The following is a 25,912-nucleotide window of genomic DNA, read 5'->3' on the forward strand; positions in this document are numbered from 1 at the left end:
GGCAAAGGGGGTGATGAAGGTTGATTGCGATTATTAATAAAACGTATTAAAAGCAAAATAATAATACAAAGATATTATGACAAATTAAAAGTTAAATTCAATAGACAAATTAAAAGTTGACAACATATATTTTTTTCCAAAAATTGCCGAACCCCTTATAATCCTTGTATGACATCAATATACGGCTTTAAAAACTCAAGCGTCTTCTACACTTTGCTTCGATACATAAAAGACAATTATTATGAAGCAATCACGCTCAAAATTGCAATAAAATTATACAAAATAAATTTATTTGAAATCAAGCAACGGTAACAAATATTTGCCGATAGACGAATTCTCGTTTACGGAAATCTCTTCCGGCGTTCCGGCAGCTATTATTTCTCCGCCGCCTTCGCCTCCTTCATGACCCATATCTATTATGTAATCTGCCGATTTTATTACGTCTAAATTGTGTTCAATAACTATAACGGTATTTCCTGCTTCTACGAGAAGGTTTAATATGATCAAAAGCTTGCCGATATCGTCGAAATGAAGCCCTGTCGTCGGTTCGTCAAGTATATATAATGTTTTATACTGTCCAGGTCTCGATAATTCTTTCGACAGCTTTATTCTCTGGGCTTCGCCTCCCGAAAGCGTAGTTGCAAGCTGGCCGAGATTTATATAATCCAATCCGACGTCTATTAAAAATTTTAGTTTATGGGCAAGCGGCGGAATAGCGTTAAAAAAAACGTAAGCTTCTTTAACCGTCATATTTAAAACGTCGTAAATATTTTTATTTTTATAAGTGATTTCTAACGTAGGAGCATTATATCTTTTACCTTTGCATACGTCGCACATAACATAAACGTCGGGCATAAAAAGCATTTCTATTTTTTTTACGCCGTCTCCGCTGCAGGCTTCGCATCTGCCTCCTTTAACGTTAAAACTGAATCTGCCTGGATCGTAGCCCCTTGATTTCGATTCTTTAGTGCCGGCGAAAATTTCCCTTATTAAAGTAAAAATTCCGGTATACGTTGCAGGATTAGACCTTGGAGTTCTTCCTATAGGCGACTGGTCTATATTAACTACTCTGTCGAAATAATCTACGTTCTTTATAGCATCGATATTAAACCTTTTAAAATCGATTGCATAACCGTTCTTATAGGCAAAAACCGCCTGATATAGAGTATCCAAAATCAAAGTGCTTTTCCCCGACCCTGAAACTCCAGTTATACATACGAAATTATTCAACGGAATTTTAACGTCAATATTTTTCAAATTATTCATCTTTGCGCCTTTTATTTCTAAATAACCGGATAAATGCTCCCTTCTGAATTCTGGTATAGGAATTTTTAACTGCCCAGTCAAATATTTGCCGGTTAAAGAATCCGGATTTTTCATAATTTCTTCCGGAGTTCCGTGCGCTATAACGTAGCCGCCGTTCTTCCCCGCACCAGGGCCCATATCGATTATATAGTCCGATTTGAGCATTGTAGTTTCGTCGTGCTCCACGACTATCAGACTGTTGCCTTTATCCCGCAATTCAAAAATGGTCTTAAGAAGCCTCTCGTTATCCCTCATATGCAGTCCTATACTCGGCTCGTCCATTACGTATAAAACGCCGGTAAGACCGGAGCCGATTTGCGAGGCCAATCTTATCCTCTGCGATTCCCCGCCCGACAGCGTCTGCGCCTGTCTTGAAAGAGTCAGATATTCAAGCCCTACGTTTACTAAAAACCTTAACCTTTCTTTAACCTCGTTTAAAATTTTTGCCGCAATTTCAATCTCGTAATTGCTTAATTCAAGCTTATTAAAAAAATCCAGCTCATTTTTAACGTTTAAATCCGAAATTTCCGCTATATTTAGTCCGCCTATTTTATAGCTTAAAGATTCTTTCCTCAACCTGAAACCGCCGCATTCGGGACAAACTTTTTCCGATTTGAATTTATTAGGATCCAGTAGATAATTTCCTTCGGCTATATTTCTTTCAAGCATTGGTATTATACCTTCCCAATGCCTTAAATGATAGGAAGAGCCGCCGGTCGCATCGAAAAATTTAATTTTTTCTTCTCCCGAACCGTATAGTAATGCCTGCTTTATATCTGCGCTCAAATCTTTATAAGGAGTATATAAATCAAATCCGTAATGTTTTGAAAGCGAGTTAAAAATTTGGCTTTTATATACGGGAGTAGAATTTTTAAAAATAATTATAGCATCTTCTTTTAACGAAAGATTTTTATCGGGAACTATCAGATCCTCGTCAAAATATTCCTTGTAACCCAAACCGCCGCATTCGGGACAAGCGCCCTGCGGGCTGTTAAAGGAAAAAACTGCGGGTTCCGGTTTGCCGTAACTTATATTGCAGTTTAAGCAGATAGAATTTTCGGTTAATATTTCTTCCCTGTCTTCATATCTAAGTTTTAATATGCCGGAAGATAATTTTAAAGCAAGTTCTATGGAATCGAACAGTCTTTTTTTATTTTCTTCTTTTATTGTCAGCCTGTCTATGACTAAGTCTATATTATGCTTCTTTTTTTTGTCTAAATTAATCGGTTCGTCTAAATTATATTCCTTCCCGTCGGCATAAATTCTATAAAAACCATGTTTTAAGTAATCGTCGAATTTTGCCTTAAACTCTCCCTTTCTGTTAATTGCTATAGGAGATAGAACTATAAGTTTTTCGCCGGCTTTATTGGAATAAACCGATTTCACCATACTATCTATGGTTTTTGGTTCGATTTTTTTACCGCACTTATAACAGTACGGAATACCTATTCTGGCGAAAAGAACTCTTAAATAATCGTATATTTCGGTAATTGTGCCGACCGTAGAACGGGGATTTTTACTGACGGACTTTTGTTCGATAGAAATGGCCGGAGAAAGTCCTTCTACCGAATCTACGTCCGGTTTATCCATTTGTTCCATGAACTGCCGCGCATATGACGACAGAGATTCAAGATATCTCCTTTGCCCTTCTGCAAATACGGTGTCGAACGCAAGGGAGGATTTGCCGGAGCCTGAAAGTCCCGTTATAACTACAAGCTTGTCTTTGGGTATCTCGACGTTTATATTTTTTAAATTATGCTGTCTTGCTCCTTTAATAACTATCTTTCTTTCCATCTTTTTCTATTCTCCGATATCCTGCCGACTAATTTTATGGATTCTATCATACTGCCGCAATCAGCCTTGTTCTTACCGGCAATATCGTAAGCCGTTCCGTGAACCGGTGACGTCCTGATAAATTTTAAACCCGCCGTAACGTTGACCCCCTTATGAAACGAAAGCAGTTTAAAAGGTATCAACGCCTGATCGTGATACATAGCAACGATTAAATCGAATTTTTTATATTTTTCGGCAAAAAAACTATCCGCAGGGAAAGGGCCGGCTATATTTTCTTTATAATTTTTAAATTCCTCTATAACGGGAACTATAATTTCTTTCTCTTCGTTTCCTATTCTTCCGTTTTCCCCCGCATGAGGATTTAAACCTAGAACGGCAATATTAGGACTATTTTTCCCCAGGTCTTTTTTTAACCATTCTATAGAAATTTTTATTATTTTTCTTAGCAGATTTTTAGTAATTTTAACTGGAACTTCCGAAATAGGTATATGAATAGTCGAAAGAATTGTAATAAGTTTATCCGAATAGAAAAGCATGGCAAAATCGTCGGAACCTGCTAAATACCCTAATAGCTCGGTGTGTCCGCCGAATCTTGCCCCTCCCTTAAGCATCATATCTTTATTTATAGGAGCAGTAGCAAAACCTAGTATTTTTTCTTTTATAGAAAAATCAACTGCGGTTTCTATAAATTTTTCGACGTCTTTTGCATAAGTGTGGTTAACGTTTCCATACTTAACCTGCGCATAAGATTTAGAAGCTAAATCTATTACGTTTATTTTTCCTGTTTGATAAGCATAATCTATAAAAGAATCAGGCTTAATTAAATTTATAGGGATATCGGTTTTTATTATATTTTGCGAAGTATATTCTATATTTTCAAAAGATCCGAAAATAATCGGTTTAATATATTCGGCTTCGTTTTCTATGAAATGCTTAACGGACTTAATTGCTATTTCCGGCCCTATTCCACCGGGGTCGCCCATAGTAATGCCTATAAAACGGCTCTCTTCATTCAATTTTAGTTCTACTTTTTTATGCTGCAATCAATATTTTAACGTAAGAATTTTTTCTTGCTTTTTTTAAAATTTTCCTTAAGTATTTATTCGTTCTATGTTTTTCAAGGATCGAAAATATTTCAGGCTTTACCTGTTTAAAAGTTCTAAACGCACCCATCTTTTTGCCTACCGATTTCAATACAGCATAACCGAATTTAGTCCTTATAACCGGACTTATCTGACCGACATGCAGCCTGAATGCAATATCGGAAAAATTGGGCGACAGTTTATTTTTATAAACATATCCTATCCTCCCGCCGTTTTTTTCGGAAGGGTCTTCGGAATATTCCCTTGCAAGTCCGGAAAAGCTTTTAGTTCCGGATATAGCATTTTCTCTTATTGCGGAAATCCTTTTGTATATTTCTTCCTTAGTTTTTTTATTTGCATTTTGAGGAACGGCTAAAAAAATCAGCTTTAGGTCAACCTGAGGCTCTCCTCTGAATTCTTCAATGTTTTTCCTGTAATACTCTATCAATTGATTTTTTGTTATTACCATTTTATTTCCAAAAACTTTCCTCAAAAGTTCTACTTCCATAAAATGATTTTTGACCTGTTTCAGATACGCTTTTTTACTTATTCCCTTTTTAGCTAAAAACTTAAAAAACTGCTTAACCGTAAAGTTATTAGCAAGAGCCACCGCCCTTACATAGGCTTTTAACTGTTTAGGCGCAATATAAATAGCGGCCTTTTCTTCTTCATGCCTGATTAACATTTTATTTATTAAAGCATTAAGCACAGCCTTGGTCTTAGACATAACCGCCGTGTCTTCCTGGGTAAAAATACCCTGCGACGCTTCGTTTTGCATCTGTTCGTACTGCTCGAAAGCCGGTCTGTCGAATTTTGCAAAATCGTATAGAGTTATCGGCGTTTTATTTACTACCGCTATTACCTGGTCTATTATTACGGCGTTTGCATTTTTTATTATTGCGGAAAATAAAACCGACGTTAAAACTGCGGATATTAAAATTATAAAAATCTTATTTTTTCTCATTTTTTTATTAATAAAACGGATATAATTCCGTAATTATTATTACTTATAAGCGAATACGGCATAAATTATATTTTATGCCGTATTCTGATTATCAAAATATTTTATTTTAGCGTTTATAATACTTTTAACCGTTTTTATTTTTTTGCAGCCGCTTTAGTTTGACCTGTCGATGCCTGAGGAACTGTAGAATTTGCAACCGGCAAATTTTTGTAAAAATATTTTATTTTAGCTTTCTTTCTCAAATTCCCTACAAAAGATTTTAAAATTTTAGACGCCTCTTTCTGTTTCATTATCATTATTATCTGATTTTTTAAAGACAAAAAAGGTTTAGGTTTGCCGGTAACTACGTTATTTAATTTTATAATGTCGTAATGGCTGCCGACCTTTACTATCTTCGATATGCCGCCGACCTTAGGAATGCTGAAAGCCGCATTGTTAAATGCGGGTGTAGTTTCCTGGAATTTTATCCAGCCGAGCATACCGCCGTTTTTAGCATTAGGCGCCATCGAATATTTTTGAGCTACCGCAGGAAAAGGTTTGCCGGAAGTAAGCATTTTATATGCTAACTGGGCTTTTTTCGGAGAATTTACCTGTATATAGCTTACGTTAATTTTAGAAGGCAGATTAAAAGAAAGATAATGCTTTTTATAATAAGCCTTGGCATCAGCCGTAGTAACTTTTACTTTATTTGCAACTTCTTTATGGAGCAAAAGCTGGACTAAAAGACCTTTTTTAAAATCAGAAATCTGCGTTTTATAAGATTTTGATTTATTTACTCCTTCTTTTAAAGCTTCGTTTACTAAAATCTGCCTGTCCACAAGACTTTTTAGCAGTCTCTTTTCGCCGGTCGGCGTTTCGAGATAAGATCTTAGTTCAGGCGGAAATTTAGACATTTCCTCTTGAAATTTTGCGGCTGTAATAGGTTTTCCGTTTACTTCCGCAATTACTTTAGAAGGTGCGGCGGTCTGCTTCTTTGCGCATCCGTAAAGACCCATCGATAATACTATCGAAAACAGGGCAATTAATAAAATAGAACCTTTAAGCTTTTTCATTTTCCCCTCTTGAACAAATAAAAGTTAAATTAAGTTAATTTAAAGCAAATACAATTATTAAATATTAACATAGCCGTATAATCGTTGCAAGATAATTTTAGCTTTCTCTATTTTATCCTGCTTAGAATCTAAATGTTTAAATCTTAGCCTCATTTTAAATTCGTCTATAAAATTAATTATATATTCAGACGAAGATTCTTTATCGTTTATAAATTTTATCAGCCTTTCAAAAATGGACGCCGCCGAATTATGAAATTCCATAATAAACTCGGCATCTTTAATCTCTATAATGCTTACTTTGCAATTTTTCATATTAATTTTAAGTTCTGCAATTTTTAACAGATTTTTAACGGAATCTTCCATCCTGCCGAATCTGTCTTCAAACTCCTTTTTTATATTTTCCACGTCGTTAATAGTTACGCAATTAGCCAGTTTTCTGTAAAAAGAGGTCTTTGTTTTTTCGTCTTCTATATAGCTTTTAGGAATATAAGCGGATAAATTAGTCTTAACTTCCGGATTAATCTGTGCAGGCAATATTACGCCGCGCATTTTTTCAATTTCTTCCTTCAACATCTGCATGCACATCTCAAGACCGACCGAGTTTATATGTCCTGATTGCGCTCCTCCCAAAATATTCCCCGCTCCCCTTATTTCCAAATCCGCCATGGCAAGTTTAAATCCCGAACTCAATTCGCTGTATTCTTTAACGGCGACTAGCCTTTTTAATTGTTCCGGGCTTATATTTTCAACGGGCGTTCCAGTAACGGCATAGCAATATGCCTGAATGTGCGATCTCCCGACCCTTCCCCTTAATTGATAAAGCTGGCTAAGCCCTAATTTTTCGGCATTATTTATAATAATCGTATTTACGTTAGGATTGTCCAATCCCGATTCTATTATGGCGGTCGAAAGCAGGATGTCGTATCCTTTATCGTGAAAAATATGCATAATATCCATAATTTTTTCAGGCTGTAACCTCCCGTGAACTACCCCTATTCTTATATCCGGCATAATTTTAGCAAGCCTGTCGCGAACGGAATCTAAATGGGATATCCTGTTATCGATAAAATAAACCTGTCCGCCTCTGCTTATTTCGTTAAATATCGCTTTCTTTATTATCTCTTCGTCGTAGTTTGCTATTTCCGTTATAACGTTTTTTCGACCGGAAGGAGGCGTGCTTATAATGCTTAAGTCCCTTATTCCCGACATAGACATATAAAGCGTCCTCGGAATAGGAGTTGCGCTCATCGCCAAAACGTCTATCGAATATCTTAATTTTTTTATTTTTTCTTTCTGCAGTGCGCCGAATTTTTGTTCTTCGTCGATAATCAGAAGACCTATATCCTTATATTCTATTTTTTCCGACAGCAATTTATGCGTCCCGATTATTATATCTATCTCTCCGCTTTTAATTCCTTTAACGATTTCTTTTTCTTCGTTCTTCTTGACGAATCTTGAGATATGGGCAATTTTTACGGGATACTTATCAAATCTTTTTTTAAAATTTTGATAATGCTGGTCTACTAAAATAGTAGTAGGAGCTATTAAGGCAACCTGCTTGCCGTCCATAGCCGCTTTGAAAGCCGCTCTAATAGCTACCTCGGTTTTGCCGAATCCGACGTCTCCGCATATCAGCCTGTCCATAGGTTTATTGCCCTGCATATCCCGTAAAACTTCTTTAATGGCTCTTGCCTGGTCTTCCGTTTCTTCAAATTCAAAATTTTCCTCGAATTCTCTATATTCTTCATCTTCCGGAGAAAATGCAAACCCCCTGTCCGTCATTCTTTTTGCGTAAAGAACTTTTAAATCTTCCGCAATTTCTTCAATTTTCTTTTTTGCTTTGGTCTTGGCTTTCTCCCATGATTTATTGCCGAGTCTGTTTAAAACCGGAGCATTATCTTCGGAAGAAGATATATACTTATGTAAAAGATAAATTTTTTCCGACGGAACGAATAGCTTATCTCCTCCTTCAAACATAAGGGTAAAATAATCGGACGATATGCCGTTGAGCGTAATATTTCTAATTTCGGTAAACTGTGCAATTCCGAACTCGTCGTGGACTACGTAATCTCCGGGATTCAGCTCTTCTATGCTTTTAAAATAATCTAATCCCGAAGTTTTTAACCGGCTTGAACTTTCGGAAACGATATCTAAATGTTCCCTGAAAAGTTCTTCCCCTTTAATTAAAAAAAGTTTATCTTTTTTAGATATAAAACCTGATGAAACGTTACCGTTAATAATTTTAAATAATCCGTTTTGTATTTCTTCTTCGCTTAATCCTATGGAAGCAAAAATATTTTTAAGCCTTTCCCTGTGAATTTCGTTTTTGGAAACGACGGTTACCTTGTATTCTTTATTTATAAGATTGAGGATTATTTTTCTTATTAGAGTTAGATTTAATTTGCCGTTTTCATATTTTAACTTTTCGGCAAAACGGCTATTTACCGATTTTATTTCCGAAAATTTTTCCCCTATGTTATTGCCGGTATCGTTTTTAATTCCGTAATATATCGAAGATTTTTTAATATTAAAATAATAAAATTTATTTAAATTATTTAAAATCCTATTAAAACTATTTTTATTATCCGTGCCGCGGTTTAAAAAATCTAAAAGTTCGGTTTCGGGTTCTTCTATGTATAAAACCGAATTCGGAACGGATTCGGATATATTTATAGTTTTAGGATAATAATTAGATTTTACGGGGAATACGGTAAATGCATCTATGCTTTTAATGCTTAACTGCGTATTGAGGTCAAAATACCGCAAATCTTCTACGGTTTCGTCAAAAAAATCGATCCTGACCGGATAAAGAGAATCTGCATTGCTTATGTCTATTATTTCCCCTCTTACAGCAAATTCGTTTTCGTTTTCTATAATATTCGTTCTTTCATAGCCGTACGAAGCGAGAGTTTCTATAAAAACGTCGCGCGAAAAGTTTGAACCTTTTTTTATATGGATAAACGAGTTAAGAAGGCTGTCCGGCTCCGGCACTTTAGAGAAAAAAGAAATAGGAGTCGTAACTACAGCGGCAGAGGCGGTTTGCCTTAAATCATACAAAAGGCTTACGGGGATTATTTCTTCGCAGAAAAATATTTTCTGCGAAGAAAAAAACGACAGGTTGCCGTACAAAGCTTTAGCGGAGGCGTAATTATCGCATAAAAAAATAAATATTCCTTTCTCTCTTTCTATAAACGAAGCAGCGTCTAAAGAAAAAGCGGCAAGCGTTTTTAAATCTAATGGTTCCAAATCTATTCCTTAAGATTTCACCTCTTTAATCGAAGCCTGAGCGGAGGAAATTATTGCAACCGGAACCCTGTAAGGCGAACAGCTGACATAATTAAGATTGATGCTGTGGCAAAATTCTATAGAGCTTGGGTCGCCTCCGTGTTCTCCGCATATGCCGAGTTTAATATCTTTTCTTGTTTCCTTGCCCTTCCGTACGGCAATTTTCATTAATTCGCCTACACCGCTTCTGTCTAACTCCATAAACGGATCTGTCTTAAGAATATTTTTATTAAGATAATCGGGTAAAAAAGAACCTATGTCGTCCCTTGAAAACCCGAAAGTAGTCTGTGTAAGATCGTTTGTACCGAACGAAAAAAATTCGGCCTCGCCCGCTATTTCGTCGGCTACCATACATGCTCTCGGAAGTTCTATCATAGTTCCGACTAAGTAGTCGAGTTTAGTGCCGTATTTATTCATAACTTCTGCAGCTTTTTTATCGACTAATTCCTTTAATAACCTTATCTCTTCATAAATCCCGACGACCGGAATCATAATTTCGGGAATAATCTTGTTGCCGTTTTTATAAAATTCGCATGCGGCTTCCATAATTGCCTGAACCTGCATTTCATATATTTCGGGATAACTTACTCCCAGACGGCAGCCTCTGTGACCAAGCATCGGGTTGACTTCGTGTAGGGAAGCCGTCTTTGCGCTGAGCCTCTCGTATGAAATACCCATAATTTCGGATAACTCTCTTATGTCTTTTTCCGTTTTCGGAAGAAATTCATGCAGCGGCGGGTCAAGAAGCCTTATGTTTACCGAGTAGCCCTTCATTTCTTCGTATAATTCTATAAAGTCGGATTTTTGCATGGGGAGAAGCTTAGCAAGTGCTTTTTGTCTTTCCGCAGCCGTTTCGGAAAGAATCATCTCTCTGACGGCTTTTATTCTGTCGCCTTTAAAGAACATATGCTCCGTTCTGCAAAGTCCTATGCCTTCGGCTCCGTAACCGCGCGCAACTTTTGCATCCTCGGGAGTATCCGCATTTGCCCTTACGCTCAATTTTCTAAACTCATCCGCATATTTCATTATCGTCCTGAAATCTTCGTTTATTTCCGGCGTTATCATTTTTACGTAACCGGAATAAACTTCCCCGTTGGATCCGTTTAACGTAATAATATCTCCTATTTTTATGTTTCTGTTTCCGACTGTTATCTCCCCTTTCTTTTCGTTAATTTCAAGAACCGAACAGCCGGTAACGGCGCATTTCCCCATACCTCTCGCAACTACGGCGGCGTGGGAAGTCATGCCTCCCCTGGCGGTAAGAATACCTTCGGAAACGCTCATTCCGTGTATATCTTCGGGAGAAGTCTCCATTCTTACCAATATTACTTTTTTGCCTTTTTTTACTTCTGCTTCCGCTTCTTCTGCCGAAAAAACCACTTCGCCGCTTGCCGCTCCGGGCGAAGCAGGAAGCCCTTTTGCTATAACGTCTTTTTTTGCGCTGAGATCTACCGCCGGATACATAAGCTGCGCTATAGAATAGGGGTCTATTCTTAAAACGGCTGTTTTTTTATCTATCATACCTTCCTTGACCATATCTACCGCAATTTTAACCGCTGCTTTCGCCGTCCTTTTTCCCGTCCTTACCTGAAGCATGTAAAGTATGCCTTCCTGAATAGTAAACTCGAGGTCAAGCATATCTTTATAATGTTTTTCCAGCCGGCTTGCATATTCCAGAAGGTCTTTATATACTGCGGGCATAGCTTTTTCCAAAGAAAGATCTTCGGAATTTTTCTTGGAAAGTTCGTTGACGGGCTGAGGCGTCCTTATTCCCGCCACGACGTCTTCGCCCTGCGCATTAATAAGATATTCGCCGTAAAAACCGTTTTCTCCGGTAGAAGGATTTCTGGTAAACGCTACTCCGGTTGCGGAAGTTTCTCCCATATTTCCGTAAACCATAGAAACAACGTTTACTGCGGTTCCCCAGTTTTCAGGTATTTTATTGAGCTTTCTGTATGTTATAGCTCTCGGTACGTTCCAAGATTCAAAAACGGCAGAAATGCCCATCCACAACTGCTCCTCTGGATCGTCTGGAAATTTTATTCCTTTTTCTTTTTCCACGACTTTTTTAAATTCCGATACCAGATAGCGAAGATCGGCTTCATTTAATTCGTTGTCGTTTTTAACCGATTTTTCTTTCTTTTTATCTGCTAAAATAGATTCCATAATTCCGGAATCTATTCCAAGAACTACGTTTGAAAACATCTGAATAAATCTTCTGTATGTATCGTATGCAAATCTTTCGTTGCCCGATTTTTCGATAAGGCCTTTAATGGTAGTCTCGTTCAATCCGAGATTTAAAACCGTGTCCATCATTCCGGGCATCGATACCCTTGCCCCGCTTCTTACGGAAACCAACAGGGGATTTTTAGCGTCGCCGAACTTAGACCCCATTGCATCTTCCATCTTTTTTATATTTTCTTTTACCTCGCTTTTTAATTCATCGGGATATTTTTTGCCGTGTTCATAAAAATAAGTACAAACTTCCGTGGTTATCGTAAAACCGGCAGGAACTCTTATGCCGAGGTTAGTCATCTCCGCCAAACCGGCTCCTTTTCCGCCAAGCAAATTTTTCATGGAACCATCGCCGTCCGCCTTTTTGTTGCCGAAAAAATAAACGAATTTACCCATAACACTATCCTCCGAATAAATAAAAATATATTTAATATATTATTAGAATTAAAAAATATAATTATAAATCTAAATTGGAAAAATCGCAAAAATTTTTAAAAAGATTCAAAATATTATTTAATAATCCGATCCTTGAATTCTTAATTTCTTCCTGTTCGGTTAAAATCATGACGCCGTCGAAGAAAGCGTTTACCGGCATGACCAATTTATGCATTTCGCTTAAAACCGTTTTAAAGTCGTTTTGTTTAAGAGATAAGATTATATCTTTGCTTACCTTTTTAAAAATTGAAATAAGCTGTTTTTCTTCATACAAAGTTAATTTTTCTTCATTAAAAACCGTTATATCGGAAAATTTGTAAGTAATATTGTTAATTCTCTTATATATCTGCGATAGTTCAAAAATCGCTTCATTTTCTTTATATTTTGAAAGAAAATCTATTTTAATAAACTCCGTATAAAAATTTTCACGAACCGAAGAATTTAATACGGCGGCTATTTCGTCGGATTTATAACCGGACGTAAGCATAAAATTCTTAAATCTCGTATCGGCAAAATTTATAAAAGCATTTTTTAATTCTTCTTTATTTAATTTTCTATCATTAAAAAATTCTTTAAAATAAAAATCAAATGCCTTTATTAAATTAATCTTATATTTTTTATCTAAGATAATTTCTATTATGCCTATCATAGCCCTTCGGAGATAAAAAGGGTCGGATTCTCCTGAGGGGAGTTTTTTTAGCATTACAAAAGCAAAAACCGTGTCTAATTTGTCCGCTAAAGCGCATAAAGCCGATAAATCGTTAGAGGGAAGTATTTTCTTTTTATCTCCGCCGGTTTTGGATGCCGGATAATAATGCTCTTCTATTGCGGTTGATATACGAGAGTTTTCTCCTGCCGCTTTAGCGTATATCCTGCCCATTATTCCCTGCATTTCAGGAAATTCATAAACTGCGTGGGTTGCAAGATCGAATTTTAACAAACCGGAAGCCGTTTTAAAATCGGACAAAATTTCTGCGCCGAAATTAAGTTCGTCTCCAATAAAAAGACCCAAATTTTTTATGCGTAAAGTTTTATCGAAATAGGTGCCTAAACCCTGATAAAACATTATATTTTTAGTTTCTTCGACAAAATCTGCAAGCTTTTTTTTGGTATCTTCGTTAAAAAAAAATCCCGCGTCGGCAAGTCGTGCGCTAAGTACTCTGGAATAACCGGACTTTATATTTTTTTCTAACGATTCTTTAAACTCGTTAAGAGGATTTACGTCGGCAATAGCAATAAAATTTGAAATTAATTTGCCGCTTTTTGAAAGCGGAAAAAAACGCTGATGTTTTTTCATAACGACCGAAAGCAGTTCTTGCGGAATAGAAAGAAATTTTTCGTCGAATCCGCATAATAAAGCATAAGGAGTTTCGGTCAGTCCCACTATTTCGTCTATAAAATCTTCGCCGCATTCGGGAATATCGGCGCCGGCCGTTTTCGATATATCTTTTAATGCAGATTCTATATAATCTTTTCTTTCGATATTTTTTAGTATTATCCCGTTTGCGGATATTATATTAAAATAATCTTGAGCGCTATATATTTTTACCGGCCTCATTTTGTATGATAAAGGCGGTTTTAAGTAAGTGCGGTTAGAGGTTTTAATGCCGCCGAAATCAAACGCCGCTGTTTTTCCGTCGAATACCGACGTTATCCATAAAACAGGCCTTGGATAACGTATTTCCTTATCTAACCAGAACATAGTTTTTTTAAAGGGGATTTTCTTTATAAACAAAGGTATATTTTGTGCAAGCAGATCTTTTAAAAGCGCTCCTTTTATTTTCTTTTTGCATGCGGCGTAAACCCCCTTTTTTTGATTAACCGTATAGATTTTCTTATGGTCGGAAATTCCGGTTTTTTTCATAAACTGCAAAAGAGGCTCCGCCGGAACGCCCCCATGATACGAAATATTAACAGGAGGCCCTATTATTTCTATTTCCCTGTCCGGCGATTTTGCCGGCAGTTCTTTAATAAACAATACCGTGCGTCTTGGAGTAGCGTAAGTTTCGACATGCGGTTTTTCGGCGAGAAAAAGCTCGTCGGCGAGAAAATTTTCTACTATTTTTTTTAAAGCCGGCGGTATTTTCCTCACCTCTTCGTAAGGAAGCTCGCCCGAACCTATTTCGAGTAAATATTCGCTCAATTTGTAATAACCCGAATTATCATAAATTATTTTAAATTAGGCTTCATGTTTTTATTTTCTTCTTCTTTAGAATAAAATCCCGTATAAAGTTTTGCGCATCCTTCGGCAAGCGTCCTGACTCTCAATATATAATTCATTCTTTCGGATACGCTTATAAGCCCTCTTGCATCAAGCAAATTAAAGGCATGCGAACACTTCAGGCAATATTCGTAAGCAGGTTTAACTAATTCTTTCAGCCGAAAAGAAAGAAGTTTTTTCGATTCGGCTTCATATATATTGAATAAATTATAAAGCGCTTCTGCGCTTGAATATTCAAAATTATATTTGGAAAATTGGAATTCGTCGTCTTTATGTATATCGCCGTATTTAAAAGAACCGTTCCATTGCAGGTTAAAAACCGCGTCTTTATTTTGAAGGAACATGGCTATCCGCTCCAATCCGTAAGTAATTTCTATAGCCGGTTTGGAAAGTTCTATGCCTCCTATCTGCTGAAAATATGTAAACTGAGTAACTTCCATGCCGTCGAGCCAGACTTCCCATCCGAGACCCCATGCGCCGAGAGTAGGCGATTCCCAATCGTCTTCTACAAACCGGACGTCATGCATAATAGGGTTAATATCGACGCTCTTTAAACTGTCTAAATATATCTCCTGTATGTTATCGATATACGGCTGTATAATAACTTGGAACTGATAATATTTTCCCAATCTGTTGGGATTTTGACCGTACCTCCCGTCGGTAGGCCTTCTTGACGGCTGGACATAAGCGACTCTCCAGTCCATACAATCCAAGCACTTAAGAAACGTATAGGGCGCAAATGTAGCCGCTCCTACTTCTATATCGTATGGCTGCAGAATTACGCACCCAAAGTCCGACCAGAAGTTCTGCAGATTAAATATTAGCTGTTGAAATCCCGATGTTTTAATAGACTTCCCCTTTTTAAAGTAAAATTGAATTAAAATTATACTAAAGGGCTAACATATTTTCAATAGATTTTCTTGCCTTGATTCTAACGTCTTCAGGAATTTTAATAATATTCTTCATCTGAGCCAATGAATTAATAACATCGTCCAAATGCGTTTTTTTCATATTAGGACAGACTAAACCATTATTTGACGGAATAAATACTTTGCCGGGATTTTCTTTCTTCATTTTATACATTATGCCCCTTTCGGTTCCGATAATAAAATATTTTGCGGTTGATTCCCTGACAAATTTATACATGCCGGAAGTAGATGAAACATGGTCGGCAACATCGATAGTTTCGGGTGAAGATTCCGGATGGGCTACAAACACGGCTCCAGGATATTTTTGTTTAAGAACTTTGATATCTTCCGGCGTAGTTCTTTTATGCGGCGGACAGTAACCCGGCCAGTTTATAACTTCTTTGTCGGTAAACCTTTGAACGTAACTTCCTAAATTTTTATCGGGAACCATTATCGCTCTTTTAGAGCTTAACGAGTTAACGACTTTAACGGCGTTAGCCGAAGTACAGCAAATATCGGAAACGGCTTTGCATTCCGCAGACGTGTTGACGTAAGCAACGACGGGGGCATCGGGATAATCTTTTTTTAAGTTAAGAATATCTTGCGCCGTTATCATGTCAACCATTGGACAGCCGGCATTTTCGTTTGGAAGAATGACGGTTTTTTCCGGATTCATAATAGCCGCGCTTTCCGCCATAAATCTTACGCCGCAAAAAACTATTATATCGGCATCGGTTTTATTAGCTTTTATAGAAAGTTCAAGCGAATCTCCTTGAAAATCGGCAATTTCTTGTATTTCGTCCCTCTGATAGTTATGGGCAAGCAATATTGCATTTTTTTTTCTTAAAAGTTCTTTTAAAAACTTTTGTTTGTATTTTACCGAGCCGGAATTTTCTTCTTTATTTTCGTCGTTATTATTCATATTTGACCTTATATATAGCCGCGAATTAAAATTTAACGTTTATATCTATATTTAAATTTAATCCTATTGGGCGTTTTATTTACATCAGTTTATTATATTATTTAATACATTTTTTATTGTTATTATAGCAATAGAGATTTTTAACTTGTTTATAATATTATAACATAATATAATCTAAAGTTAAAAATCAATTTGTGGCGGGGACAGAATTGAATTCTGTCCCCGTGTTTAAAAAAGGAATTAAAATTATGGATTTAAAAACCGACAATTCGGCAATAGCCGACGAATCAAAATACAAATACAAAAGAATATTGACCGGGGACAGGCCTACAGGACCTCTTCATCTGGGACATTACGCAGGTTCTTTAAAGAACAGGGTAAAGCTTCAGTATAAATACGAAACTTTTATTTTAATAGCAGATATCCAAGCTCTGACTACTAATTTCGAACATCCGGAAAAACTTAAAGAAAATATCTTTCTTGTAGCATTGGACTATCTTTCGGCGGGAATAGACCCGACAATATCCACTATTGCGATACAGTCTATGATACCGGAAATTTCGGAACTGACGACTTTTTTTTCGATGCTTGTTTCGGTAAACCCCTTAAGACATAATCCTACCATTAAAACCGAGGCTAAAGAAAGAGGCTACAAAGAATTAACTTACGGATTTCTTGGTTATCCGGTAAGCCAGACCGCAGATATAGCAGTTTTTAAAGCAGACCTGGTGCCGGTTGGTATAGACCAACTTCCCCATATCGAAATAGCAAGAAAAATAGTAAGAAAATTTAACGAATTATATTCCGGCAAACTCATAGAGCCTTTCGCACTTATAGGCGAATCCCCAAAACTCGTCGGGCTTGACGGAAATTTAAAAATGAGCAAATCATACGGAAACGCTATAAATCTTTCTGACGATTTCGATTCCGTTAAAAATAAAATTAAATCGGCGCTAACGGACAAAAACAGAATTCACCCGACCGACAAAGGCAATCCCGATATATGTACTATATTCTCTTACCACAAGGCTTTTTCAGGCGGCGATTTAATTAATGAAACCGAATACAACTGTGAAAACGGAAAAATAGGATGCGTAAAATGCAAAGAGAATCTGTTCAATGTTATTAAATCTTTATTAGAACCTATGAATGAGCGTAGAAACCGTTATCTAAAAAACAAAGACGAAGTGTGGGATATACTGTTTGACGGAACTAAAAAATCCCGAATAATCGCTTCCGAAACGATAAAAGAAGTTAAAAATTCAATGGAAATATTGTATAATAAATAAATATTAATATTTTTATTTTCAAAAAAATTTTAAAAAATGGAGGCATAAGTATTATGGCAAACAAACTTTTTATAATGCTTCAAAACACTTCCCCTTCAAATCCTCATGCTCTCGGAGCCCCTTTTTTCCAGGCGGCGGCGGCGGCGGTAATGGATTACGAAGTAGAAATTGTCCTGACGGCGGATGCGGGTCTTTTAATGAAAAAAGGCGTTGCAGAAAATCTCAGGGCGAAAGAAGGTAGTCCTAAATCGATATACGATTTCATAAAAGACGCCTATAATGCGGGAGTCGTTTTTAAAGTCTGCACTCCGGCATTAGAATTAAACGACTTCACCAAAGATGATTTGATTGAAGAATGCAGCGGCGTAGTAGGCGGAGCATACGTAGTTCAAATGGTTATGGACGATAACGTAAAAACGCTTTCGTATTAATAACTATGGTGACAGAATTCAATTCTGGCACCATTGCAAAATGGAAAAGCCTTAACATACGTCGCAAATAAATTCTTCTGCCGCTGTTGCCGCAAGAGCGCCTTCGCCGACCGCGGTAGCAACCTGAAGCAGTTTCTTGGAATGGGCATCGCCTGCGCAAAATACTCCGGGCATTGACGTCATTAGCGTATAAGGATCTGTTTTGATAAAACCGTATTCGTCTTTTTCTATATTTTTAAGGAAAGACGTTTGAGGGCTAATGCCGATAAAAATAAAAACTCCTTTAACGGGGACCGTCGTTCTTTCTTTAGTTTTAACGCTTTCTATAGTTATAGATTCTACGGTTTTATCTCCGTTGATAGAAACTGGAATATGCTCTAATTGCATAATTACGTTCTTTGCATTATGAAGCCTTTCCTGAATTATTTTTTCAGCCCTAAATTCCTTTCTTCTGTGAATTAAAGTCACCGATTTAACTATTTTAGTCAAATAGTTAGCCTCTTTTAAAGCGGCATCCCCGCCGCCGACTACTGCTATATCCTGGTCTTTAAAAAAAGGGCCGTCGCAGGTGGCGCAGTATGATACGCCTCTTCCGGTAAACTCTCTTTCGCCTGGTATATTAAGCCTTTTAGGCGATGCCCCTACCGTTATAATAACAGTTTTAGTCTGATAATTTTCATTAACGCCTCTTAAGGTTTTATATTCGCCGTCGTCGGATATGTCTTTTATTTCGTCGTATATAATTTGCAAGCCCAGTCCTTTAGCGTGTTCTTCAAATTTCTGCATTAACTCTACGCCGGAAAGAGAAGGAAATCCCGGATAATTTTCTATATTATCCGTAAGAGCTATCTGACCGCCTACGGCCATTTTTTCTATCAGGACAATGTTAAGGCGCGCTCTTAAGGCATATATAGCGGCCGACAATCCGGCGGGTCCGCCGCCGATTATAACTAAATCGTAAATCATCAGAAAATCCTCCTTTGTATTATAAATATTTAAAAATATTGGAAAAAACGTCAGATTAATTTTCCGCAATACACTTTATATATTAATTGACCTTAACAAAAGCGGAAAAAAAATCTGACACCTTTTTCTTTAAAACATTTTATTATAACTTAAACATTCTATCGGCAATTTTGGAAATATTTTTATTGTTGTTTTATTAGAAAATGATTAATATAATACATTAAATCATATTGTATTTTTTAAATCAAATAATGAAACGATGAAAAAAACATTAAACCTGCTTCAGCTGACTTTTGCTTCGACAAGCGCAATCATCGGCTCGGGATGGCTTCTGGGCGTTTATGTAAGCGCAAAATATGCAGGCCCGGCATCTATATTGTCATGGTTTATCAGCGGATTTGCCGTTATGCTTATTGCTCTCGTTTACAGCGAACTCGGAGCGATGCTTCCTTCGGCGGGCAGTCTTGCAAGATACCCGAAATATACGCACGGCGCATTTCTTGGGTTTATAACAAGTTGGATACTCATTATAGCCGGCGCGGCCGTCAGCACCATAGAAACAGAAGCTACGGTTCAGTATCTTAACCGGTATATTCCGGGTTTATTCATAAATAACTCTCCTACGCATTTCGGAATGTTGTTTTCATTTTTTATTCTTTTAATTTTCTTTATTTTAAATTTTTTCGGCGCGAAAATTTTTGCAAAGACTAATACTTTCCTGACGTACTTTAAAATTTTTATCGTATTAGCCGCTTCTATAGCGCTTATATATGTTTCCGTTAAAAACGGCAATATAAAAAATCTTCACGTATATAACTTAATGCCTTACGGATATGACGGCGTTATGAAGAGCGTATCGCTGGGCGGAGTTATATTTTCATACCTCGGTTTCAGGCAGGCCATAGATTTGTCCGGCGAAGCTAAAAACCCAGGAAGAGACGTTCCCATTGCTACAATTCTATCCGTAATAATAGGCATTATAATTTATACTTTGCTTGCATTCAGTTTTATTATATCCGTTCCTGCAGTTAAAAATAATAATTGGAATCTGCTTAATTTTTCTTCGCCTTTCGTAAATTTATTGAATTTATACGGACTTCCGGCATTCGCGATTATGGTAATGGTGGGCGCGGTTATATCGCCTTTTGCTACGGGTTTGGTATATATGGGAACGACTTCCAGAATTACTTTTGCAATGTCCAAGATGAAATTTTTGCCGGAAAGTTTTAATAAAAATTTCAATAAATACGGTACCGCCTATATCTCTTTACTTGTGACTTTTATCCTGTCGGCGTTATATCTTCTTCCGTTTCCGAGCTGGCAGTCTTTAGTGGGCGTAATTACGTCCGGAATGGTTTTTACTTATGTCCTCGGACCCATAGGGCTTATGACGTTCAGAAAGTTGGACGCCGAAAGAAAGCGCCCTTTTTATCTGCCTTTTGCAAATATTATTTCTTTATCGGCGTTTATAGTAGGCACCCTCATTATTTACTGGTCGACTTTTACCGTATTATGGAAATTGGGCATCGGAATATCGGCCGGAATTATACTGTTTATTATTACTAATTTTAACGGCATTAAAACAAAATTTAAACAGACAGTAATGCCAGGCTTATGGTTTCTTTTTTATATAGCCGCGCTTATAATTATATCTTTTTTCGGCAGTAATAATTTCGGCGGAGATAATGCCGTTAAATCCCCCTACGACTTAATAATAGTGATATTAACGGCAGTCTTATTTTACTTTATAGCAATCAATGCCTCCATAAAGAAAGAAGAAATGAAAATGATAATCGAGGAAGAGTTCATAGGAGAGGAGTTTGAAATATAATTTATTTATCGCCTGAGCCGTTTTCACTCGGTTTATCGTTTTTGCTTTCTTTAACCGGTTTATCGCATCCGTGTTTCCAGTCGCAGTACGGCAGTCTGCTGGATAAACCGCATTTACAATAATATAAAGGTCTTTCCCTTACTTTAGATTTTAATTTCGTTAAATCGACTTTATCCACTTTTTTCATTTTTTAATCCTCATAATTAAAAGATAGCAAATTAAAGAAGAAGCAATTAGAATAGCAGGTATGAAACTGCGGTAGCTTTCATACAGCAACCCTGCTATGCTTCCTCCTATAAAACTTCCCAAAAATTGCAAAGTATTGTAAACCCCCATGGAAGTGCCCACAAAAGACTTATCCGATGAAGACGACACTAAAGAAGGCATTATAGGTTCGGTAATTGAAAAGCCGGTAAAAAACAAAATTCCGCCTATTATAATTACCGGCAGAGCATAACCTTTAGCATCGGAAAACATAAAAATGCTTGAAACAGCCATTAATAAAAAACTTAACTTCAATAGATGAACTTCATATCCCATATCGGCTTTTTTTGAAGCTTTCATCATGGCAAAAAGAGAAAATACTACCATAGGGATTAAAACCTTGTAATAATATCCTGTTCCTAATTCATGCTTGACTATTAAAGGCAGACCGAAAAAGAAAACGGTCATAAAGAAAGACAAAAGAAAACCCTGTAAGGAAAGATTTGCAAGCGTTTTGTTTTTGAAAACGGCAACGGCGTCTTTAAAGGAAACTTCTATTTCTTTCAGCATTTCTTTGCTCTTGGGTTCCTCCACCAGAACCATAATTAAAAGGGCGGAAATAATGCCGAATATGCCGGAAATATAGAATAAAAAAGGATAACCGAAGTAATAAGAAAGCAAAGGACCCATTACGATACCCACGACAAAACTTAATCCTATAGGGATACCGAGAAATGCCATAGCTTTTGTCCTGTCGCTCTCGGAAACGGTATCGGAAACCAATGCGAACGCCACGGAGCTTTCTGCGGCGACTCCTTGAAGAAACCTAAACAGTATAAGTTCGTAAATATTATCGGAAAAACCTATTATAAAAGTAAATATGCCGAATAAAAGCATGCCGAAAAACAAAACGTTTTTTCTTCCTATTTTATCGGAAATATAACCGAACGGAATCTGAAAAATCGCCCTCGATAAGCCGTAAATACCGAATGCAATTCCGATTAAAATAAAACTTGACGTAAATTTTTCGGCGAACAGCACGAAAACCGGCAAAACAAGAAATACCGCAAGCATCCTTAAACCAACTACAGAACTCATAGCCGCAATAGTCTTTTTCTGCTTTTTGTTAAAAGCCATTCTGTATTCCCCTAATATGATTAAACTTTTTGACCGCAAATCGCTTATTTTCTAATAATCTGGATTCCCGCTTAGCATTTTAAATCACTTTCCCGCTCTTATCTGACGGGATTGATAGCTTCTTATAGCTCGTAAAAAATCTATTTCCCTGAACTCTGGCCAATATGCATCGCAGAAATAAAACTCGGAATATGCGCTTTGCCAAAGCAGAAAACCGGACAATCTAATCTCGCCGCTGGTTCTTATAATTAAATCCGGGTCGGGAGAACCTTTTGCATAAAGATATTTGGATATATTTTCAACGGTAATAATATTAGACAGATAATCATAATCGTCGGTATAACCCGAAGAACATCGCCGGCTATTAGCGTTTTCTATGGACGGACTTTCATGCAAAATTCCTTTTTTATTTCCGCCTGAACCTTCGCATAGGCCGCTTGTTTTATTTATTATATAAATATTATCCGAAATAAAATTTATTATGGCGTCGCATATCTCCTGTCTTCCTCCGTATCCGACGGCTATATATAGTTTTAGGTTTGAATAATCTTTAGTTTTATTTTCGAGCCTGTCGATGACTTCTATTAAATCTTCGGATAGTAATTCTCTTTTGCCGATAACCGAAACTCTTATTTTATTTTCGTTTATAAATTTTGAATTTATATAAGATTCAAGCTGATCTTTAATAATATGCATTAAACTGTCGATTTCGGAGGGGCTTCTTTTAAAATTATCCGTAGAAAATGCCCATACGGTAACGACTTTGATTTTTAAATCTAAACACCAGGAAAGAACTTCGTAAAGTTTATCGGCGCCTTTTCTATGCCCCCTGCTTGCATCTTCAAAACCGCATTTCTTAGCGTATCTTCGGTTGCCGTCTAATATTATTCCTATGTGCTGAGGGATTTTATTCTTTAATATCTCTTTTTCTAACTTTTTTTTATAATAAAAATATGCTAATTTTTTTACGAACATTTTATTTATATGTTATAATCTTTTTAATTAACTTTAACTTTTAATATAACATATTTTGACTATTTTTTAAAATTATAGCGTGCCGTATAAAGAACTTAGCGAAATAAAAATTTTTTATATTTTTCATAAATCTTCGAACGTCAAAAATAAAGACGGCGAAAACAAATGTATTCTTCTGATTCACGGCGCCGGCGGAAATCATCTTTCGATGCTTTCTATTTTTAACTATATAAAAAAAAACTTCGGCAAGACTTTTAATATTTTAGTCCCCGATTTACCGTTTCATTTTAGATCTTTACCTGTTGACGTCGATTCTAACGATGATAATAAGCTAAATTTTGTAATGCCTGAAAACGACGGCATTTCTTTTTACGCAAAATCTATAAATTCAGTAGTCGAAGAACTTGTGGAAAAGGGCGCCAAAATAACCTTAATAGGTCATTCGATGGGAGCGCAGGTATGTTTAAAATATGCGGCTTTATTTCCGGAAAATACCGAAAAAATTATGCTGATAGCGGGATGCCACGATACGGGCATCAGCGACAGTTTCATCAGAAGCTTAGAAAATTCTTTCGACAGGACTATTATGCTTTTTTTAAAAGATGCTCTCGGTTCAAGGGATAAAAATATTTTAAAAAAAGCATTAGCCGATATAAAAAGAACTCCTGATACGGCAGTCGTTAACGACTTTAAATATTCTCAAGATTACGGTAAAATCCGAAACTATAAAAAAGACGTAAAATTTATTAACGAGAATTTTAAAAAAATACTTTTTTATTTTGTTTACTCTGAAAAAGACTTAATAATAAAACAAAAATGTATTCAAGATTTATCCAAAAAAATTATAAACTCCGTTATCAATAACATTCCGGCAAAAAATCATATAGATTTTTTATACGGAAATTATAGCATGGAAAAAGAAATCGATAAATTTTTATTGACATGAACGGCATTAAAATTATAAACTTAAAAATTGAACAAAAAAAATCCTGCCGTTTTATAAAAACGCAGTACCGGAATTGAATTCCGGTACTGCCACAAAATGGTTACAAAATGATTGGAGAGATAAGGTTAATAATGCGGACATTATGCGAAGATATTAAAGAATCGGATATAGGCAAAGAGTTTACGTTTAAAGGATGGGTAATGCACTACCGCGACCACGGCGGTTTGATTTTTATAGATTTGAGGGATTATTCGGGAATACTGCAGATAGTCTTCGACGAAAACATTGAAGGCGGGTCTTTTAAGACCGCAAAAAAGCTTAGGAACGAATATGTTATTGCCGTAAGCGGAACGGTAAGAAAAAGACCGGAAGGAACCGAAAACGATACTTTAAAAACCGGCAGTTTGGAACTTGCGGCTAAAACAGTCGAAATTCTTAATACCTGCGAAGTTTTGCCTTTCCAGATAGACGAAGAATCGGAAGTCAATGAGTTTACCAGGCTCAAATACAGATATTTAGATTTAAGAAGCAAAAGATTAAAAGATAATTTAATTTTTAGGTCTAAATTTACGCATCTCGTAAGAGAATTTCTTGACGGAAAAGGTTTTTTCGATATAGAAACGCCTTTTTTGACGAAAAGCACGCCTGAAGGTTCAAGGGATTTTCTTGTCCCTTCCAGATTAAACAACGGCAGGTTTTTTGCCCTTCCACAGTCGCCGCAATTATTCAAGCAGATTTTGATGGTCGGCGGATTTGAACGGTATTATCAAATAGTAAGATGTTTCAGGGACGAAGATTTAAGGGCAGACAGACAACCCGAATTCACCCAGTTGGATATGGAAATGTCTTTTGTAGAAAACAAGGACGTTATTTCAATCGCCGAAGAACTGTTCGTCATGCTTTTCGAAAAACTTTTAAACGTTAAAATAGAACGTCCGTTTAAAGTTATAGATTACGACGAGGCGATGGACAAATACGGAAGCGATAAACCCGATACAAGATTTGAATTGATTATTCGGAGCTTAACGGATGTTTTTGAAAACTCCGCCATGAACGTTTTTAAAGAAAATATTAAAAACGGCGGCGTTATTAAAGCGGTTTGCCTGCCTGACGGCGCTAATCTTCTTTCCAGAAAAGATATAGACGAACTTCTAAACACCGCAAAAGATTTCGGGGCTAAAGGTCTTGCATGGACGAAAGTTTCCGAAAATAATGCTTTAGAAGGAGGGATTTCTAAATTTATATCCGACGAAGAGAGAAGTAATCTCATTAAGGTAACCGGAGCTAAAAACGGCGATATAATATTTTATCAGTCGGATTCAAAAAAAACTGCGGAAAACGTACTTGGAAGACTGAGACTGCATCTGGCTAAAAAATATAATCTTATAAATAAAGACAGGTTGGATCTTTTATGGGTCGTCAATTTTCCTTTATTCGAATACTCCGAAGAGGAAAAAAAGATAGTTGCCGTTCATCATCCTTTTACTTCTCCGGCAGTTAAAGATATCGAAAAACTTGAAACAGACCCTTTATCCGTTAAATCGGACAGTTACGATCTCGTGCTTAACGGAGAAGAAATAGGCGGCGGAAGTATCAGGATACATAATTCTAAACTGCAGGAAACTATTTTTAAAATTCTTTCTATATCGCCGGAAGACGCTAAAATAAAATTCGGCTTTCTTTTAGATGCTCTGAGTTTCGGCGCTCCGCCTCACGGAGGCATTGCTTTTGGATTGGACAGAATATTAATGATACTGAGAAATGAAGAATCTATAAGGGACGTAATAGCTTTTCCGAAAACGCAGAAAGCATACTGCCCTCTTACGGACGCTCCTTCCGGCGTTAATACGATTCAGCTTAGAGAATTAGGAATAAAATTAAACGAAAATATAACGAAAATATAAAAATAGAAAAAAACAGGGGGGCATTA

Annotated in this window: 18 protein-coding genes; 5 read left to right on the forward strand and 13 right to left on the reverse strand. The window is 36.6% G+C overall.

The window, feature by feature from the left end; genetic code table 11:
- Nucleotides 1-288: 288 nt before the first annotated feature.
- From uvrA to nadA, 9 genes are all read right to left on the reverse strand, one after another.
- Nucleotides 289-3,099: an excinuclease ABC subunit UvrA gene (uvrA, locus tag EVJ48_03765; protein RZV39635.1), complete on the reverse strand. Its 2,811-nt coding sequence runs from the start codon at nt 3,097-3,099 to the stop codon at nt 289-291.
- Entirely contained in the window at nt 3,084-4,115 is a 1,032-nt protein-coding gene (pdxA, locus tag EVJ48_03770; GenBank protein RZV39636.1) for a 4-hydroxythreonine-4-phosphate dehydrogenase PdxA, read from the reverse strand. The genes uvrA and pdxA overlap by 16 nt, the downstream gene beginning before the upstream one ends.
- A 16-nt stretch (nt 4,116-4,131) precedes the next feature.
- Nucleotides 4,132-5,145: a hypothetical protein gene (locus EVJ48_03775; protein ID RZV39637.1), complete on the reverse strand. Its 1,014-nt coding sequence runs from the start codon at nt 5,143-5,145 to the stop codon at nt 4,132-4,134.
- 134 nt (nt 5,146-5,279) lie between these two features.
- Nucleotides 5,280-6,197 (reverse strand): hypothetical protein, encoded by a 918-nt coding sequence (locus tag EVJ48_03780; GenBank protein ID RZV39638.1) that lies wholly within the window; start codon nt 6,195-6,197, stop codon nt 5,280-5,282.
- A gap of 57 nt (nt 6,198-6,254) precedes the next feature.
- Nucleotides 6,255-9,449: a transcription-repair coupling factor gene (gene mfd, locus EVJ48_03785; GenBank protein RZV39639.1), complete on the reverse strand. Its 3,195-nt coding sequence runs from the start codon at nt 9,447-9,449 to the stop codon at nt 6,255-6,257.
- Between the two features lie 3 nt (nt 9,450-9,452).
- The gene (locus EVJ48_03790) at nt 9,453-12,113 is read right to left on the reverse strand and encodes a pyruvate, phosphate dikinase (GenBank protein RZV39640.1); all 2,661 of its coding nucleotides are present in this window, start codon (nt 12,111-12,113) and stop codon (nt 9,453-9,455) included.
- A gap of 61 nt (nt 12,114-12,174) precedes the next feature.
- On the reverse strand, nt 12,175-14,325 hold the full coding sequence (locus EVJ48_03795; protein ID RZV39641.1) for a glycine--tRNA ligase subunit beta: 2,151 nt from the start codon (nt 14,323-14,325) through the stop codon (nt 12,175-12,177).
- Entirely contained in the window at nt 14,322-15,221 is a 900-nt protein-coding gene (locus tag EVJ48_03800; protein ID RZV39642.1) for a glycine--tRNA ligase subunit alpha, read from the reverse strand. Before EVJ48_03800 ends, EVJ48_03795 begins: the two co-directional genes overlap by 4 nt.
- 40 nt (nt 15,222-15,261) lie before the next feature.
- Entirely contained in the window at nt 15,262-16,203 is a 942-nt protein-coding gene (nadA, locus tag EVJ48_03805) for a quinolinate synthase NadA (protein RZV39643.1), read from the reverse strand.
- Nucleotides 16,204-16,451: 248 nt separating this feature from the next.
- Here nadA and trpS point away from each other — a divergent pair, with 248 nt between their 5' ends.
- Together trpS and EVJ48_03815 are read left to right on the forward strand one after the other, a co-directional pair.
- Nucleotides 16,452-17,492, forward strand: a complete 1,041-nt coding sequence (gene trpS, locus EVJ48_03810; protein ID RZV39644.1) for a tryptophan--tRNA ligase — start codon at nt 16,452-16,454, stop codon at nt 17,490-17,492.
- Nucleotides 17,493-17,545: 53 nt separating this feature from the next.
- The gene (locus tag EVJ48_03815) at nt 17,546-17,923 is read left to right on the forward strand and encodes a peroxiredoxin (protein RZV39645.1); all 378 of its coding nucleotides are present in this window, start codon (nt 17,546-17,548) and stop codon (nt 17,921-17,923) included.
- A gap of 51 nt (nt 17,924-17,974) precedes the next feature.
- Here the strand turns inward: EVJ48_03815 and trxB are convergent, their stop codons facing one another.
- The gene (gene trxB / locus EVJ48_03820) at nt 17,975-18,889 is read right to left on the reverse strand and encodes a thioredoxin-disulfide reductase (protein ID RZV39646.1); all 915 of its coding nucleotides are present in this window, start codon (nt 18,887-18,889) and stop codon (nt 17,975-17,977) included.
- 259 nt (nt 18,890-19,148) lie between these two features.
- On the opposite strand from trxB, the gene EVJ48_03825 reads away from it, so the two are divergent.
- Nucleotides 19,149-20,720 (forward strand): APC family permease, encoded by a 1,572-nt coding sequence (locus tag EVJ48_03825; protein RZV39647.1) that lies wholly within the window; start codon nt 19,149-19,151, stop codon nt 20,718-20,720.
- 1 nt (nt 20,721) lies between these two features.
- Here EVJ48_03825 and EVJ48_03830 read toward each other — a convergent pair whose 3' ends face one another.
- The 3 genes from EVJ48_03830 to uppS all read right to left on the reverse strand — a co-directional run bounded on the left by EVJ48_03830 (nt 20,722) and on the right by uppS (nt 23,036).
- Nucleotides 20,722-20,907: a hypothetical protein gene (locus EVJ48_03830; protein ID RZV39648.1), complete on the reverse strand. Its 186-nt coding sequence runs from the start codon at nt 20,905-20,907 to the stop codon at nt 20,722-20,724.
- A complete protein-coding gene (locus EVJ48_03835; protein RZV39649.1) occupies nt 20,904-22,061 on the reverse strand; it encodes an MFS transporter in 1,158 nt (385 codons plus the stop codon). Before EVJ48_03835 ends, EVJ48_03830 begins: the two co-directional genes overlap by 4 nt.
- A gap of 84 nt (nt 22,062-22,145) precedes the next feature.
- Entirely contained in the window at nt 22,146-23,036 is an 891-nt protein-coding gene (gene uppS, locus EVJ48_03840) for a di-trans,poly-cis-decaprenylcistransferase (GenBank protein ID RZV39650.1), read from the reverse strand.
- Between the two features lie 79 nt (nt 23,037-23,115).
- Between uppS and EVJ48_03845 the strand changes: the two genes are divergently transcribed.
- Nucleotides 23,116-23,982 carry an alpha/beta hydrolase gene (locus EVJ48_03845; GenBank protein ID RZV39651.1) on the forward strand — a complete coding sequence of 289 codons (867 nt, stop codon included), beginning with the start codon at nt 23,116-23,118 and terminating at the stop codon, nt 23,980-23,982.
- 107 nt (nt 23,983-24,089) lie between these two features.
- Nucleotides 24,090-25,886 (forward strand): aspartate--tRNA ligase, encoded by a 1,797-nt coding sequence (gene aspS / locus EVJ48_03850; GenBank protein ID RZV39652.1) that lies wholly within the window; start codon nt 24,090-24,092, stop codon nt 25,884-25,886.
- Nucleotides 25,887-25,912 lie beyond the last annotated feature (26 nt).

It is taken from the genome of Candidatus Acidulodesulfobacterium acidiphilum (assembly GCA_008534395.1).
In the GTDB taxonomy this organism is placed as follows: Bacteria; SZUA-79; SZUA-79; order Acidulodesulfobacterales; family Acidulodesulfobacteraceae; genus Acidulodesulfobacterium_A; species Acidulodesulfobacterium_A acidiphilum.